At 39.9% G+C, this 16,363-nt stretch carries 16 protein-coding genes and 1 pseudogene; 8 read left to right on the forward strand and 9 right to left on the reverse strand.

Annotation, left to right across the window (positions count from 1 at the left end; all coding sequences use genetic code 11):
• Nucleotides 1–131: 131 nt before the first annotated feature.
• The gene (locus tag HC725_RS01540; RefSeq protein WP_238928400.1) at nt 132–878 is read left to right on the forward strand and encodes an EAL domain-containing protein; all 747 of its coding nucleotides are present in this window, start codon (nt 132–134) and stop codon (nt 876–878) included.
• A gap of 105 nt (nt 879–983) precedes the next feature.
• On the opposite strand, the gene HC725_RS01545 is transcribed toward HC725_RS01540, so the two are convergent.
• Complete coding sequence (locus HC725_RS01545; protein ID WP_190330014.1) at nt 984–1,277, reverse strand: putative quinol monooxygenase; 294 nt, start codon at nt 1,275–1,277, stop codon at nt 984–986.
• 135 nt (nt 1,278–1,412) lie between these two features.
• On the opposite strand from HC725_RS01545, the gene HC725_RS01550 reads away from it, so the two are divergent.
• Complete coding sequence (locus HC725_RS01550; protein WP_190330015.1) at nt 1,413–1,817, forward strand: VOC family protein; 405 nt, start codon at nt 1,413–1,415, stop codon at nt 1,815–1,817.
• Between the two features lie 54 nt (nt 1,818–1,871).
• Here the strand turns inward: HC725_RS01550 and HC725_RS01555 are convergent, their stop codons facing one another.
• Entirely contained in the window at nt 1,872–2,315 is a 444-nt protein-coding gene (locus HC725_RS01555; protein ID WP_190330016.1) for a YtoQ family protein, read from the reverse strand.
• 238 nt (nt 2,316–2,553) lie between these two features.
• Between HC725_RS01555 and HC725_RS01560 the strand changes: the two genes are divergently transcribed.
• Nucleotides 2,554–3,546 carry an LLM class flavin-dependent oxidoreductase gene (locus HC725_RS01560; protein WP_190330017.1) on the forward strand — a complete coding sequence of 331 codons (993 nt, stop codon included), beginning with the start codon at nt 2,554–2,556 and terminating at the stop codon, nt 3,544–3,546.
• Nucleotides 3,547–3,760: 214 nt separating this feature from the next.
• Here the strand turns inward: HC725_RS01560 and HC725_RS16790 are convergent, their stop codons facing one another.
• The gene (locus tag HC725_RS16790; RefSeq protein WP_190330018.1) at nt 3,761–4,189 is read right to left on the reverse strand and encodes a prepilin-type N-terminal cleavage/methylation domain-containing protein; all 429 of its coding nucleotides are present in this window, start codon (nt 4,187–4,189) and stop codon (nt 3,761–3,763) included.
• Between the two features lie 406 nt (nt 4,190–4,595).
• Here HC725_RS16790 and HC725_RS01570 point away from each other — a divergent pair, with 406 nt between their 5' ends.
• The 4 genes from HC725_RS01570 to vctC are packed head-to-tail and all read left to right on the forward strand — an operon-like array spanning nt 4,596 to nt 8,425.
• Complete coding sequence (locus HC725_RS01570; RefSeq protein ID WP_274601373.1) at nt 4,596–5,564, forward strand: siderophore ABC transporter substrate-binding protein; 969 nt, start codon at nt 4,596–4,598, stop codon at nt 5,562–5,564.
• 51 nt (nt 5,565–5,615) lie between these two features.
• Nucleotides 5,616–6,713, forward strand: a complete 1,098-nt coding sequence (locus HC725_RS01575; protein WP_238928401.1) for an ABC transporter permease — start codon at nt 5,616–5,618, stop codon at nt 6,711–6,713.
• A complete protein-coding gene (locus HC725_RS01580) occupies nt 6,703–7,653 on the forward strand; it encodes an iron chelate uptake ABC transporter family permease subunit (protein WP_190330019.1) in 951 nt (316 codons plus the stop codon). Before HC725_RS01575 ends, HC725_RS01580 begins: the two co-directional genes overlap by 11 nt.
• Nucleotides 7,654–7,666: 13 nt before the next feature.
• Nucleotides 7,667–8,425 carry an iron chelate ABC transporter ATP-binding protein VctC gene (gene vctC, locus HC725_RS01585; RefSeq protein WP_190330020.1) on the forward strand — a complete coding sequence of 253 codons (759 nt, stop codon included), beginning with the start codon at nt 7,667–7,669 and terminating at the stop codon, nt 8,423–8,425.
• Between the two features lie 47 nt (nt 8,426–8,472).
• On the opposite strand, the gene HC725_RS01590 is transcribed toward vctC, so the two are convergent.
• Nucleotides 8,473–9,459, reverse strand: coding sequence for a LysR family transcriptional regulator (locus HC725_RS01590; RefSeq protein WP_190330021.1), 987 nt, complete (start codon nt 9,457–9,459; stop codon nt 8,473–8,475).
• Nucleotides 9,460–9,559: 100 nt separating this feature from the next.
• Between HC725_RS01590 and HC725_RS01595 the strand changes: the two genes are divergently transcribed.
• Nucleotides 9,560–11,554 carry a ligand-gated channel protein gene (locus HC725_RS01595; protein ID WP_190330022.1) on the forward strand — a complete coding sequence of 665 codons (1,995 nt, stop codon included), beginning with the start codon at nt 9,560–9,562 and terminating at the stop codon, nt 11,552–11,554.
• 151 nt (nt 11,555–11,705) lie between these two features.
• On the opposite strand, the gene HC725_RS01600 is transcribed toward HC725_RS01595, so the two are convergent.
• The 5 genes and pseudogenes from HC725_RS01600 to HC725_RS16690 all read right to left on the reverse strand — a co-directional run bounded on the left by HC725_RS01600 (nt 11,706) and on the right by HC725_RS16690 (nt 16,336).
• A complete protein-coding gene (locus tag HC725_RS01600) occupies nt 11,706–12,353 on the reverse strand; it encodes a DUF3157 family protein (protein ID WP_190330023.1) in 648 nt (215 codons plus the stop codon).
• Nucleotides 12,354–12,468: 115 nt separating this feature from the next.
• The gene (locus tag HC725_RS01605) at nt 12,469–12,825 is read right to left on the reverse strand and encodes a helix-turn-helix domain-containing protein (protein WP_190330024.1); all 357 of its coding nucleotides are present in this window, start codon (nt 12,823–12,825) and stop codon (nt 12,469–12,471) included.
• A gap of 171 nt (nt 12,826–12,996) precedes the next feature.
• Complete coding sequence (locus tag HC725_RS01610) at nt 12,997–13,473, reverse strand: DUF1097 domain-containing protein (RefSeq protein WP_190330025.1); 477 nt, start codon at nt 13,471–13,473, stop codon at nt 12,997–12,999.
• Between the two features lie 189 nt (nt 13,474–13,662).
• A complete protein-coding gene (locus HC725_RS01615; RefSeq protein ID WP_190330026.1) occupies nt 13,663–14,538 on the reverse strand; it encodes a DMT family transporter in 876 nt (291 codons plus the stop codon).
• Nucleotides 14,539–14,705: 167 nt separating this feature from the next.
• Nucleotides 14,706–16,336, reverse strand: a pseudogene (locus HC725_RS16690) (diacylglycerol kinase family protein).
• Between the last annotated feature and the right edge of the window lie 27 nt (nt 16,337–16,363).

Below are 16,363 nucleotides of genomic sequence, written 5' to 3' on the forward strand. Positions count from 1 at the left end.
CTTGGTTAACATAATCACCATCCAGTTTTGTTAAAACTGAATGATACCAAGTGGATCAATTTTCAATTGGTGTTAGTGGATCATTTTTGCACTGGTGGTGACATCAAGAAAAACGTGTTTTAAAAAGTGCTATGAAAAAAGCCATTATCCGACGAGAATTCATTCCATACTCTCAGGCTGTCGTAAACCAGAATGGGGCAGTTTCCGGATGTGAAATTTTAATGAGATGGAAGTATCATACGAAACTGATTCGGCCAGATGCTTTTATTCCAACGGCTGAACAAACAGGAATGATTATCCCTATGACATTAAATTTGATCGATGATGTTTATAAGCTATGTAAACAGAGCGCCCAATTTTTTACTGATGGGTTTCACTTAAGTATTAATATTTGCCCGACCCAGCTATCTAAAGCTCACTCCCATCAACTAGTAGAACATTGCCGGCAGTTTTCAGAAGATCCTGATCTTAAGCATATTAGCCTTGTATTAGAGGTCACCGAAAGACAAATTATAAACCATGATCAAGATACTATTGATACCATTGAGGAACTCCATAAGATCGGAGTAGGAATTTCAATTGATGATTTTGGAACCGGTTATTCAAGCCTTGAAAATATCCGTGATTTCCAAATAGATGGCATCAAAATTGATAAAAGTTTTATTGATGGGTTTCCTCATCGAGCATTAAGTGGCGACATTATTGATAATATGCTCGATTTAGCAAATAGATTAAAAATTCCAGTGACAGCTGAAGGGATAGAAACACAAACTCAAGCGAATTATTTAATTGAACGTGGTGTGAAGCACTTGCAAGGCTATCTATATCACAAGCCGGAACCATTAAAGTCCTTTCTTCATAACAAGAAGAATAAATGAGGTTTATACTGAGGCTGCAGGTGAGCAACATTTTATAAGCTTATAAATTTCTAAGCTAAGGTGGCCCACAAAAAACTGCAGCTTCAAGTGATACTGGTAGATTAGTTAATTTCTTTCCAACACATCACAACGAACAACAGAAACCGCTTCGACTATATCACCCAAATATTTACGACTTTCAATATAATGCGGTGCTACTTTATGTTCCGCAAATGCGGTTTCGTTGCTGTAAATTTCATATAAATAAAAATGATGATCGTTCGTTTGGTCATTTAACACATCAAAAACTATACAACCTTCTTCATTTTCGACTGAGGCCTTCGCGTTCTCTTTCATAATTGACAAATATTGTTCACGGCATCCAGCTTTAACTTCATTCTTTACAAAAATACAAAACATATTCTTTCCTTCTTTTCGACTGTGAATACTAGCTATCTTGCCTGAGTTTAATAATCTAAACAAAGTGGAATTTCATTGAAATACACCTATAATTGTACACAATAAAAAACACAGTACATTTTAATAGGTGAGATTATGAATAGACCGAAGCCATTCAATGGATTGAGACATCTTGCGTTAACCGTACACCCTTTTGAGGAATGCGTGCATTTTTACCATAAAATAATGGGGATGGATATTTCAAGGAAAGCTAACGACAACTTAATTTACCTGAGTTGTGGTAACGATAATTTATCGCTTGGACGAGCACATCATGCTCAAGAAAATCAGAAACAATCACTTGATCATTTCGGATTCATTGTCGATTCAAAGGAAGATCTGCAAAATTGGTTTAAATTTTTACAGTCCCAAGGTGTCCCTTTACTCGATACACCGCATGACCATGGTGATGGAGCACGCAGCTTCCATTGTACTGATCCAGCAGGGAATGTTGTACAACCGCTTTATCATCCTGATATATCAGGGCAAACCTTCCGCTAGCTTTTAAATTTGCACATAAACCCTCTATTTCCGATGATTTATGTGCAAAAAAAGTCACTTATTAGTTAATAAATATTCTAATACTTCAACTACTTGGCTAGTATTCGTGGCCCATGCGTGTGCGCTAGCATCCACTTCTTTTAATGGGTGAATGATATCTTCAGCATGGAAAGTAATATAAGGCTTATCAAGCGCTGCACAATAGCCGGCATCAAAGGCAGCATTCCATTGTTTATATTTTTCACCAAAACGAATAATCGCTAAATCACATTGCTTAATTTGGTTTTGAATTCGAATAGCATTAATTTTAGCGGACTTATGATCTCGCCAAAATGATTGCTCCTCTACACCTAAAGTATCACCTGCCGCATCACTGCTCTCATGGTCGGTCACAGCCGAACTAAAGGTAACATCAAGACCTTTACTCTCACAACCTTGAATGATCTGTGTACGCCAATCAGTATGAATCTCACCAGACAAATAGACATTCCATGCCATTATTTACACTCCTCAGTATTATTATTCTCATTAACTCATCATCAATAAATTGTACACAATAAATAGGTTAATTGCATTTTCAATGCTAAATTGTAATTCAGTAAATACATACTAGAAGGAATGGATACAACGTGATTTAAACGCATCCACAACATTCATTAAAGTCATGCCAATTCACTATCGCTTCGGGCCCGTTAACTGTATGTTATTAAGATTCATCCTAATACGGGAATCTTTTATGTCCTCACTATCATCCATCCCTTTTTCGCTATTAGAACTTGCTCCAATGCGCCCAAATTCAAGCGTAGGCGAAACTCTAAAAAACAGTTTGGAATATGCACAAACGGCTGAAAAATTAGGCTTTAATCGATTTTGGTTTGCTGAGCACCACAATATGGAAGGTATTGCCAGTTCAGCCACCTCTGTATTAATTGGCTATATTGCGGCCAACACTCAACATATTCGAGTTGGCGCAGGTGGGATCATGCTGCCTAACCACCCACCTTTAGTGGTAGCGGAACAATTTGGTACTTTAGAAAGCTTATATCCTAATCGAATCGATCTTGGTTTAGGGCGAGCACCTGGCAGCGATCCCACCACTAGCCGAGCTTTAAATCGAGATGAACGCCGCGCCGATCGTTTTCCAGACGAAGTCGCGCAACTGCAAAATTATCTCGGTCCATACAATAAAAAACGTGCTGTACGGGCAATTCCGGGTGAAAACACCAACGTGCCGATTTGGTTATTAGGATCGAGTTTATTCAGCGCACAGCTTGCCGCGCAGCGAGGATTGCCTTATGTGTTTGCTGGTCATTTCGCACCTCGATTTTTACACGAAGCATTGACCATTTATCGTGACCAATTCCAACCATCTGAAGTGTTAGATAAACCGTATGTGATGCTGGCACTGCCTTTAGTTGCGGCAGATACAGATGAAGAAGCTAAGTTTTTAAGTACCACGTCTAAGCAAAGAATTTTGGCATTGATTCGCGGTGAAGCATTATGGCTACAACCACCGATAGACAGTATGGAAGGACTTTGGAGTGAACAAGAAGAAGCGTATGTCGATAACTTTTTGAGTCTCTCGATTATGGGAAGCCCGACAACCATCCAACATCGCTTGGAAATGTTAGTCAAACAACTGGGTGTCGATGAATTTATTTTTACCAATGATGTCTACGCTCAAGACAAACGCTGCCATGCGTTAGAAATTTTATCTAAACTTAAATAGCTCTCCTTCCCATCAAAAATCTCCGCGAGGCTAATTTATCTAGCCTCGCAATTGCAGCCACCAGTACTTCAGCTTTTGCTAAAACGGTAAGGGTTAACTTAAGTGAGAATATCTAACCACATTAATCATCAGGATTATTATCTATAATGACCTGCCCATTGCGAGAGTCATAATAGATCGAGATCGTTGGAAGTAAGTTGTATTTATATAAACATTAAGCATTTTTAATATAAGTTGCTTGGTAAACTGATTTACTGCTGTCAGCATAATTAGAAACCATTGGAGCATCATCAAGTATAGCGTTCCAAACCGCTTTACAGTCAGGCACGTTATTTAATTGTGGATTTTCTTCATCACGAAAATATTGTTGAACAGGAAATCCATTAGCATTGATATCTAATTGACCAGAAGAATCATTACCAAATATCTGTAAATCATTAGCAGCTCTTCCACTACTTAATATCATCGCTTTAGAGTGCACCAATTGAATAGCACTTTTAAACGCGGCTCCAGTAGCATTGTTTTTAGCCACATGCGCATCAGTTGTGATATTCAAAAATTTAGGAGCAACAGTCACTGCTAATACTCCGAGAATGACAATAACAACGACCAATTCAATAATAGTAAAACCACTTATTTTCATAAACAACCTTAGCGGAATTTATCCAAAAACTGGCAACTCAACCATTATAACTAAGTTATTACACATTCACTAAGTTATGAGTCACATGTTAAATCTCTTTGTAATATTTAGCAGATAAACGTGGCTTTTTTACGTAATCCGATAGAACTAAATGTATAAATGACGATCAAGACAAACGCTGCCATGCGTTAGAAATATTATCTAAACTTAAAAGCCCTCCTCCCATCAAAAATCTCCGCTAGGCTAATTTATCTAGCCTCGCAATTTCTATCTCGTCAGTCTTTTTCTCTATTTTCATGATTTCTATCAATATTTTCATATCTTTACATTTGAAAGATTGATTTGTTCACCAAAAACAATATAGTAATCGCAACAATAATTATTCTCATTACTATATGGAGAAACAATGAACCGCCCAATGCTTATGAAATTACTTTCCGTGCTCGCAATCACAGTCGCCAGTACTTCGGCTTTTGCTAAAACAATTACTCTTGAACATTTAATGGGGAAAACCACGCTTGAAACCGATCCACAACGTGTGGTTGTCATTGGTGTAGGTGCAATTGATGCGGTTGATGCCTTAGGAATAAAGCCTGTCGCGGTATCCAAAATAGCGGCGTTTCCTGATTACTTAACCCAATACGGCAGTAAAGATTACCCATCAGTTGGGACGATTTTCGAACCTGATTTTGAAGCCATTTATAGCCAAAAACCAGATTTAATCATTGTTGGTCCACGCAGTTCTAAACATTTTGATGAACTTTCTAAAATTGCGCCGACTTATGTTTTTGCAGTTCAAAATGGCGCTGACTATTGGCAAGGCACGCAAAAAATTTGGCATGACCTCGGTGCTATTTTTGATAAAGACCAACTCGTGAACGAAAAAATCACCGCCTATAATCAGCGTTTCAATACGATTAAAGCTTACAACCAAAGCCATGATGTTGATGCACTAATGCTAATGAGCTCTGGTGGCAATATCACCTCTTTTGGGGAAGGATCTCGCTTTGCTGTGCTTTATCAAGATTTTGGATTTAAGCCAACCATGGCAATCGCGCCTAAAAAAGAAACTAAACCTTCTGAAAAAGCCAAAAAATCTGGTCGCACTGGTGGGCATGGTAACCTGGTTTCTTACGAGTTAGTCGCACAAGAAAATCCTTCAACTCTATTGATCCTTGATCGCGATAAACTGGTTAACAAAGAAAAAAGCACCACGCGCCAAGACTTCGAAAACGATTTAGTCAAATCTACTGACGCTTATAAAAACCAGCGTATGGTGTATCTCGATATTCCGGCTTGGTATGTAGCTGGCTCAGGTATTACCGCAACTGGCACTATGATCCAAGATATTGAAGCGTTAACCAAAACTAACTAATGCTCGCTGAATCATCATAAAAATGGCCAACCGATAGAAGCTACAGCAACCATGCTGTGGCTTTTCATCGTTCAAACTGAACAACATAAAATCATACCCAACATGATGAAAGCCTCAATTTCATTCAATATGGGTTTAGAGGTTGATTTGACTCGATTACTCACAAAACATCACTTACAAAAAAGTGGTTGGTTAATACATTGCTTACGAAAACATAGCCTGCTGATCACGTTAATCCTACTGAGCTTAGCATCACTCTTTGTTGGTGTAGGCAATGTATCACTTGCAACCTTAATGCAGGGCGATGTCACCACTTGGCAACTTTTTATGACCAGCAGGATTCCTCGCTTACTCGCTATTTTATTGGCTGGTGGTGGCTTGAGTATTGCGGGCTTAATTATGCAGCAGATTAGTCAGAACCGATTTGCCGCGCCTTCAACCTCCGGCACTATAGAGTGTGCCATGCTCGGATTTGTGTTGAGCTTGGTGATTTTTGGCAATGGCGATCAGCTGTGGTTAATCTTCGCCATCGCAATGCTCGGAACTTGGTGTTTTGTGCAATTAATTCAACGTGTTCAATTTAAGAATGTGGTTTTTGTACCATTAATTGGCATTATTTTTGGTAATATTGTGTCTTCTATGGCGATGTTTATTGCCTACAAATACGATGCAGTGCAAAACCTTTCAGGTTGGAGTGTCGCCAATTTCGCCAACATTTTAGCCGGTAATTATGAGCTGCTTTATATTGCACTACCGGTGATGGTCATCAGTTTTCTCTACGCCGCTCGTATCTCCGCAGTCGGTATGGGCAAAGACTTTGCGGTGAATTTAGGCTTGAATTATCAGCACGTTTTAACGCTTGGAGTCGCATTGGTGTCGATCATGTCCGCCTCGGTGGTGATGATTGTCGGACAACTACCCTTTCTTGGCTTAATCGTCCCTAATCTTGTCAATCGCTTCTATGGTGACAACTTACGCAAAAATATCCCTCGTACCGCCATGCTAGGTGGCATTTTAGTACTGCTCTGTGATTTAGCGGGTAGATTAATCATCTTCCCATACGAAGTGCCTATTTCAATGGTGATCAGTTTATTAGGCGGTGGTGTGTTTATTTTTCTGATTTTAAAAGGAATGAAGCGTGACGGATAAAACCAAGATCCTGATGATGGTCGCTCTCTCATTACTGTTTGCAGGCTTATTTATTGGTTATGGTTTAACCACCGATAATTATGAATATTTCTTATCTCGCCGGATCCCAAAAGTGGCCGCGATAATCATTGGTGGCTTTGCGATTGGGATGTCGTCATTTTGCTTTCAAACCATCACCAATAATCGTATTTTAACTCCGAGTATTATGGGCTTTGATTCTTTGTACTTACTGGTGCAAGTGTTAGTGGTTGCTCTGTTTGGTAGTTTTAGCATTTTCATTATGAATGCTTTTGTGAATTTCTCTGTTTCCGTACTATTCATGTTGGCATTTTCACTGTTATTATTTGTGATGTATTTTCGTTATTCATCCAACAATATCATTTCATTGTTACTGCTGGGCGTGATCTTCGGGCAACTGTTTCAAAGCCTATCTTCCTTTTTCATAATGCTGATGGATCCCGATGAGTTCGCCACGGTACAAGCCAATATGTTTGCCAGTTTTAATAATATTCATACCGATTTAGTCTATTGGACCATTCCAATATTAGTTGTCGTTACTATTTATCTATTTCGATTGCACCGCACTTTAGATGTGTATTTGCTTGATCAAGATAATGCCACCAGCTTAGGCGTTGATATTAAGCGCACCACCCGAACAGTGCTGCTGTTGTCTTCTGTGTTAATTGCAATTTCAACAGCACTCATTGGCCCAATCATGTTCTTTGGCCTTTTGATCACCAACTTAACCCGTGAGTGGTTTTGCTCATATCAGCACCGATATTTATTGATTGGCTGCTCGCTGATGTCGGTATGTACGCTACTTAGTGGGCAATGGTTGGTAGAAAAAGCTTTCGGATTTGAAACGACCTTAAGCGTTATCATCAATTTCGTCGGCGGTCTTTATTTCTTAACCTTACTCCTGCGTAATAAAGTAACTTAATGGTGTATTCACAATGATTGAACTGAAAAATTTAACCAAAAAATTTGGTCAACAGTTAGTGGTTGAGCAAGCCAGTGCCCAATTCCAAAAAGGCCAAGTCACGGCAATTATTGGCCCTAATGGCGCGGGGAAAAGTACCTTATTATCGATGGCGGGACGATTACTCAATCGAGATGAAGGCGAAGTATGGATTGATGGACAAGAATTAGTCGATTGGGATACCAAAGCACTGGCAAAACGTTTATCGGTTCTACGCCAAGCTAATGGATTTACACTGCGTTTTACCGTGCGTGAATTGGTGTCTTTTGGGCGTTTTCCTTATTGCCAAGGAAACTTAACCGCTGACGATAATCACGTCATCGATCAAGCAATTTCTTATTTGGATCTCGCGACAATTGAACATAAATATTTGGATGAACTCAGCGGTGGTCAGCGTCAATTGGCTTTTATCGCCATGGTGATCGCGCAAGATACAGGTTATGTCTTTTTAGATGAACCGTTGAATAATCTCGATATTAAGCATTCATTACAGATCATGGCCACCATTAAGCGATTGGCGCACGAGCTCAATAAAGCGGTGGTGATTGTGATCCATGATATTAATTTTGCTTCTTGCTACGCTGATACCATTATTGCGCTCAAAAAAGGCAAGATTGTCGCTAAAGGTCAAGTTGAGCAAGTAATTGATGCCAAAGTGCTGGGAGAAATATACGAAACGCCATTTAATGTGATTGAAGTAGATAACAAGCGCGTATGCCTGTATTACGCTTAACATCAAAAGCGAGTGAGTTCACTTCATCAATCTAAAGCGATCTCACTCTATCTTGTTGTTAAGCCATTCAATATTTGTTGGTAGCTCGGCAACGGTGTCACTTTATTAAAATCCGAACTTGGCTTCCATTCCATTGGAACGTTCTGTTGCAGTATTTCAAGTAAACGCTGAACTCGTAATGGCAAAACCCCCACCGCGCAATAACATACAATCAACATAGGTTTCCCTTGCCATTGTGGTAAACATGCTTGAATTTGCCCCGGATGAGCATTGCCGTATTTTTTTGCGGTCCATTTAGGCAAAAGACCTACGCCTAAACCTTGAGCTATTGAATCAATTTGCAGCGGTAAACTATCACTGATTAAGCGGCAGGTTCTGGGGATCACATCATAACTTTCCGAACCTTTATTCAATGTGATTTTATTATCCCATGTGGATTCAGATGGCACCCACGCATGTTGAGTCAATTGCCATGGATGCTCAAGAACAGTAAACCGTTTTAAGTAACTTGGCGCAGCGTAAATACCATATTGCCATTCACCCAACACTAACTTGTGCCACGATCCAGTCAACGCCAATTCCCCAACACTGAGAATTAAATCGGGTGGCTGAGAGTAATGATCTTCCCGTTGTTCAGATTGTAAGTGAATGCTTACTTCTTGATTGTCGTTCAAAAAATCATTTAGTTGTGAACCGAGCCAACTCCGAATAAGACTAGGAGAACACATCAGTTTGATATCTCCAGCAACCGTTTGGTTAAGAGCCTGTAGCGCATTTTTACTTTCTTCTGCTAAATACAAAAATTGTAAGCAATAGTTTGCAAACACTTCTCCTGCTCGAGTAATGACTAATTTGTTGCCTTTTTTAATAAATAATGTCTGGCCTAAATCATCTTCTAACTGAGCTAAACGTCGACTGACTGTAGATTTTGGCTGATTTAATGATAATGCGGCAGCGGTCACGCTATGGTGCTGACACAATGCATTAAATGCCTTGATGCTGTGTAAGTCATTCATTTTCAATTCAAATCCCATTTTTGGAACGCTCTGTTCCGCTTATTTAGCTAGTCAATCATTCAAATATATGAATAATCGCAAATGATTTTAAGAATTATTATCATTTAAGGAAAGGGAAATGTCTACTTCGACTTACCGTCTTTCATTTTTGACGGGTTCATTACTCATCGCGTTCTCTGGTGTTAGTTTTGCCGAAGAGAAAACTGCAACCGATCAAAGCACTACCGGAAAAATCGATTCACAAGCTGCAAGTTTAGAAACCATGGTGGTTACCGCCTCAGGTCATGCACAATCAGAAATCACCGCGCCAGCTAGTATTAGCGTAGTGACAAGAGAGCAACTCGAAAACCGATATTATCGAGATGTAACCGATGCTTTGCGTAGTGTTCCGGGTGTAACCATCACGGGTGGCGGTGATACCACGGATATCAGTATTCGTGGCATGGGTTCAGCTTATACTTTGATTTTAGTGGATGGAAAACGCCAATCTTCACGCGAAACTCGACCTAATAGTGATGGACCGGGTATCGAACAAGGTTGGCTACCACCAATTGAAGCGATTGAGCGTATTGAAGTTATCCGTGGCCCAATGTCTACGCTCTATGGTTCGGATGCGATTGGCGGCGTCATTAACGTCATTACACGTAAAGATGCCAAACAATGGACAGGGAATGTTCAACTTGGTACCACTATTCAAGAAAACCGTGACTCTGGTGATGAACGTACTGCTAATTTCTTTGTAACAGGCCCATTAAGTGATAATTTGGCTTTACAACTTAATGGTCAAACCGTGGTTCGAGATGAGGATAAAATTCCCAATGGTTACGAAAATAAAGAACTAAACAGCGTTAACTCTAAGCTGATTTATAGTATCAATGATGATCATCAGGTTTCGCTTGAAGCGGGAATTTCGGAGCAATCTCGATCAGGAAAAGTCGGAATGTCGGTCCCAGATGTTGATAGCCGAGGAAACCCTGGAGTTGATAGCCTAGATGAATATAGCCGTAAAAATTATGCCTTAACTTATGATGGGAATTGGGGAGTTCTGGGGCAATCAAACACTTATGTTCAATATGAAAATTCTGATAATACCTCACGTAAAATTGATAGCCAAAATACCGTATTTAAAACCAGCTTAGTCACCCCTATTGCTTCACATACTTTAACATCTGGTTTCGAATATCAATACGCACGTCTGGTCGATGATACAACCAATAGTGCCTCCGATCTCAACACTCTCAGTAATAATCGTTACGCCTTCTTCTTAGAAGATCAGTGGGACATTGTAGACAGCTTTAGCTTAACCGTAGGTGCACGTTTAGATGATGATGAAAACTATGGCACTCATGTTAGCCCACGCGCATACGGTGTGTGGAGCTTAACCTCAAACTTAGTATTAAAAGGTGGCGTCTCAACGGGTTATCACGCGCCATCATTACGCGAAACTTCGGCTGATTGGGCTCAAGGCAGCCGCGGTGGAGATATCTACGGTAACCCTGATTTGAAACCGGAAACCTCCGTCAATACCGAGATCAGCTTAAACTACCAATCTGATTTTGGTTTAAGTTCAAGCTTAACTTTATTTAACAATGACTTTAAAGATAAGATCACTCGCGTAGCTTGCCCAACCTGCGGACCAGTCAATAGTTCAGGTAGCGACGCAACGAAAAAAGTAAACGTTGATGAAGCGACGACTCGAGGAGTGGAAGCTACTCTTGGTTTACCTTTAGGAGATGATTGGTTCTTCAATGCCAGTTACACCTTCAATGACTCTGAGCAAAAAAGTGGTGCTTACAAAGGTCAACCTTTAGTGCAACTGCCTAAGCACCTATTTAGTAGTGACTTATCATGGCAAGCAACACAAGATATGGAAGCTTGGACCAAAGTGACTTACCACGGTGAAGAAATGAACCCAACCACAGGTCCATCATCAAGTAGCCTAATCGCTCCTGATTATACTTTTGTTGATATGGGAGTGAGTTATCATTTAACCACTAACGTTTCGGTTAATGCAGCTATTTACAACATTCTAGATAAAAACGTTAGTTACGATGATTATGGATACGTTGAAGATGGGCGCCGTTATTGGGTTGGCATGAACGTAGGATTTTAAAAAACGCACCTCACCTCATTAATCTAATGAAAATGCAATGTTGCTATTTAGGATTGATTAGAAAATTAAAAATCCTGCCATAAAAAGCAGGATTTTTAATGTCACCTAACAATAACGTATTGACTTGAATTAACGTCAGCTTTACTCGATATTACCAAGTGTCTAATTCAGTGATTTTAAAAATGAGTAACTGTTTTTTCCATTGCTGCTTATCAATACCTTCCACCCAAATAACTTTTGATTGGCGCTGTTCACCTTTACGTAGATAAGTTTCTGGCATTCTCTTGATTGCTTGCCAGATAGGTAACTCTTGTTCGTTTAACTTAACACCTTGATCATTATAAAAAGTGGCATCAATCAATACGGTTACCATGCTGTCACTATTTGAGCTTTCTAGGGTAAATATTAATCCCAGTTTATCGCCATCCCACTTGGCTTGTGCCAAAGAAACCGCAATACCATTCTTTGCTGTTTTACCGAGTAATTCTGTCGAGCTCATCGCTTTGGTCGTTAATGTTTCAGTTTCCGTGGAACTAGAACTCTTTATAGCTGCAACAGTACTAGTCATTGCGGCAGGCTGAGTTAACGCGGCTTGTTTTGAAACTTCTGATACCGAATTAGTCTTAGCTGGCACATTTTGAGTCAGAACATACTCCCAAGTGAAATCATCATTTAACACAACTTGAGTACCATTATCCAAAGTAAACGTACCCACTTTCGTCGTGGCTGCCATGGTAGATACTGGCATCAATAATAAGCCGACTATAAACGGTGCAATAACTCGTATAGGCTTTAGCATAAGAAAAATAGGTCCAGTAAATTGAAACGACATCAATATTGTTTAAGATATATCAATGGCGAAAAACGATTAATTTAACTCGAATTTTAAGGGTGATAATATTTGATATCAAGTATTAACCAACCGCATTCACTTGAGTGCAATAATCAATAATAACTTGATTGCCCTCTACTTGAACGCGCTGAATATCACCATCAATGATGATACGGTTTTGTAAATACACTAGTTGCGGGGCTTGGCCGGCTTGAAACTTCAAGGAAGGAACTACGTTGTGAGGTTCAAGCTCAAGAACTTGGCAAAATTTAGCGATAAAACTTAATGTTAACGGTGCTTTCGCTCGTAGTAAGTTGGAAAATTCAACAACGCTGATCCCAACTTTCTTAGACATATCCATTTGAGTGAGGTGACGCTTCGCTTTATGTGACATCCAGACTTGATATAACGCCTCTCTATCATTTTCAGTAAACTCCATTTTAGCTCCATTTCGCTGTAAGATTTCAACTACAGACAAAATGACAAATTAGGGTGAATACCATGTCATTCAAACGTCAGATTTTCTTCAAAGCATTTACAAACCAATGTAAGTGAACAAAAATGCAGCGCATACAAAACAAAACTAAAAGTCTTTATTAAAAAAGATATATTAACGCACCTGCGTCGCCACTAACTTTGTTTGACTCCTTGCTTGTAACCATAACCCGCTTGCTTTCATCAAATAACCAAATACTCCACCAATGATTAAAGACGGTACAACTAGATGCCAATCACCACCAGCGGCAAACGTGGCACATGCACCAATAAAGGTTCCTGGAATAAAATTCAGCCAATATTGTTTTGCTTGAATGCACATAAAAAAGGACACGAGTCCCGTCAATATATAACCGATAATCTCGCTACCGAACCATTGTGAACCATGAATAATAATCAATGCCCACACTACACCAGCAACATTTGTTGCTAAACTCACACCAAGTCCTTTGATACCTTGTAACGGGGATGCAAAATAGCTAGTGCACCCCAAGAACCCAGCCCAAGCAAGCAAACCTAAAGACATGGCCACCCAGCCCCACACGCCAGAAAGCAAACCGGTAGTTAATGAAATAGCGAGTAATGTCGACATAAAGAGCCTCATATCGATAGATGCCGAAACAAAGATATCGACCTAGGTTGCATAGAAGCTGCATATTAAAGAGACGAAGGTAGAAAATAAAAGATATTAATCACAGAAATAATGAAAGAAAGTTAGGTATTACATGGAAATGATAACGCAAGCGATTAACTCAAACCACTTGCTCTGAATGTGAAAATATTAATTAAGCTTACGCCGCTCCCACTGAGTAATAAATACGATCGATGCCATCATGATCGCTGCGCCAATCCATAAATTACCGGTAGGGATCCAACCAAAAACTAGCCAACCTAAAAATACATTAAATGGCAATTTTGCTAAATCAAAAGGCTGAACAAAAGAAGCATCAGCAACGGCATAAGCTTTAACAATTGCCCACTGCGCTAACGCTGTCATTACCCCTGCACCAATCAACAACAGCCATACATCCCAGCCCGTTGGCGTTGACCATTCTGGTAATGCAAGAAAGAGGTTAAATGGCGTAAGCAACACCAAAAGATACACCACCATAGTCGATGGAGAATCGTTCACCGACATTTTCTTGACCATTAATGAATAACAAGCCCAGAAGAAAGCCGCGCCAACAGGCAGTAATGTCGCCCAGCTAAAACCATCCGACCAAGGCTCTAGAATGATCATCGCGCCCAAAAAACCCGCTAAAGTCGCAATCCAACGCGCCCAGCCAACTCTTTCTTTTAATATCAAGCCTGAGCCTACGGTTGCAAATAAAGGTGACGTCATCAACAGCGCGATACCTTGCCAAATCGGCACAGGGTAAGCCAATGCCCAGAACCAAAGCTGAATACCTATTACAGATAAAAATACCCGAAAAGCATGCCAACCAAAATGCCTAGTGTACAAAGACTTTCGGATACCTAAAGTTTTTAAATACGGAAGAATCGCCACCAGTGCAATCGCATATTGGATCAAAGCAACGGTTGTGGATGGCAATGAAAAAGTAATACTGATGTATTGCGCAATACTATTTACTATTGCAAAAGATAAACCTGCAATCAGCATCCAAGAAGCGCCGAGAGCAGGAGAGTGATTAGACATCGTTAGACTTATCTCATGAAAAGGGAATACAAAAATGGTTTGAATCATAAATCGGTAACATTTTAATTACTACCGAAATCCTATCGTTATACAAATCCATTAATCACTCACTAAAAAGCACATATCCGTATTTCCATGCCTTATAAATGACCCATTTTATTCTTCTACTATTGATTATTAAACCACGTTGGCACCATGACATTCAGCGATCTTGGTTGAACCCGAATCGTCAGTTTATCGGTTTCATATAACTCGCCATCAATCACGTACTTAAACTTCTCATTACTTGAAACGAGGATCTGTTTCGCTTGTTTATGCACAAACCCCATAGGCTCAGAAGTTGGCAACAAGCCTGATAATGCAAGCTCGGATAATGATAATAAGCGACCTGTGACGCTTTCATGGCTTGGCATATAGGTGATATCCATAATGCCATCTTGTAGATCGGGCTCCCCACCGCCTTGAGCCAGTAAGGTGGTAAATGGAGCGGCATTAGCAATAACTAAACTGCTAACTTCTAGCTCTTTTGCCTCACCATCATCTAATTTTAGCGTAATCGTAATGGTGTGATTATTGGCTATCGCGCCCCACAATCCTTTTAAGTATGCGATTTGACCATCATTATTTTTCTCTTCACGTTCCGCGTATTCAATCATTTGTTGCTCAAAACCAATTCCGGCCACCAGCAACATTAAATCTTGATTACAAAGAGCCGTATCAATTTGAGTAATTTCACCATTTAAAATTGCGCCACAAGCCGTTTCAATCGGGATGATTTTATTTTCAATACCATAAAGCACATGACACAAAGCATTAGCAGTACCAAGAGGGAGAATACCCAATACAATATCAGTATGAATAATTTGACTCGCCACTTCTGTCACCGTCCATCGCCACCGCCCGCGATGATCATGTGAGCATTCGCTTGGATAGCTTCTTTAGTCAGATCAGTTGCCGAAATATCGGGCGTCGTCTCTCTTACTTCTACTTTATATTTCTCTTTTATCTTCTCTAATATTTCGTCTTTAAATCTCCCCCACTTCCCACCACCAGAAACAGGATTAACGATCACCCACACTGTTTGCTCGGAAACTAATGCTTTTTCTTTATAGAGTTCTTGTAACATACCCATTTGCTCCTTATTAAGGTTAGCGGTGCTACGGATAGATTGAATTTTTTTCATCACATCAACAATATTCATCTGTGGGTAACGACGTAATAAATAAGCGGCTAATACGAAGACAGAGCGCCCACGACCAAGCGCACAATGCACCACCACTTTTTTAGAGTCCGCCAATTGCACATCAATCCAATCTAATGCTTTTAATAACTGCCGTTTTGAAGGTACTTTATGATCAAGCACTGGCAAGTTGAAATACTGAAACTCTCGCTTCGCTTTACTGCTTTCTAAACCATGAAACTCAGCCGTCATATCTAAAATACTGCCGATACCTTGTGCCTTTAATTCTTCTAAATCTTTGGTAAACAAACGTCGTGCAAGATACAACTGAGGATCAATCCGTTGGATCGGTGCCACAGAATCGTGGTGACGCGCCCAATAATTATAATAATGGGCCCCTATAAGGAAAGGCGCCAAAATAAGTTGAATACCATTTGGGATCACACCATTCGGTTTTTTGCGAAATAGGTGAGGAAAATTACATAAATAGGCAATACTGACAACCGATAATGATAATGCAATCCAAGCCAATGGAATCGATAGCCAAAAATTAGGACAAAGCAGCGCCAGAAGATAAAAAAAGAGACTTCCTACAATATAGTATTTAGTGACAAACATTCATTTTCCTTTTTAAGACTGATCATT

Origin of the sequence: Vibrio sp. S17_S38, from assembly GCF_014694375.1 — a bacterium.
Classification (GTDB): Bacteria; Pseudomonadota; Gammaproteobacteria; order Enterobacterales; family Vibrionaceae; genus Vibrio.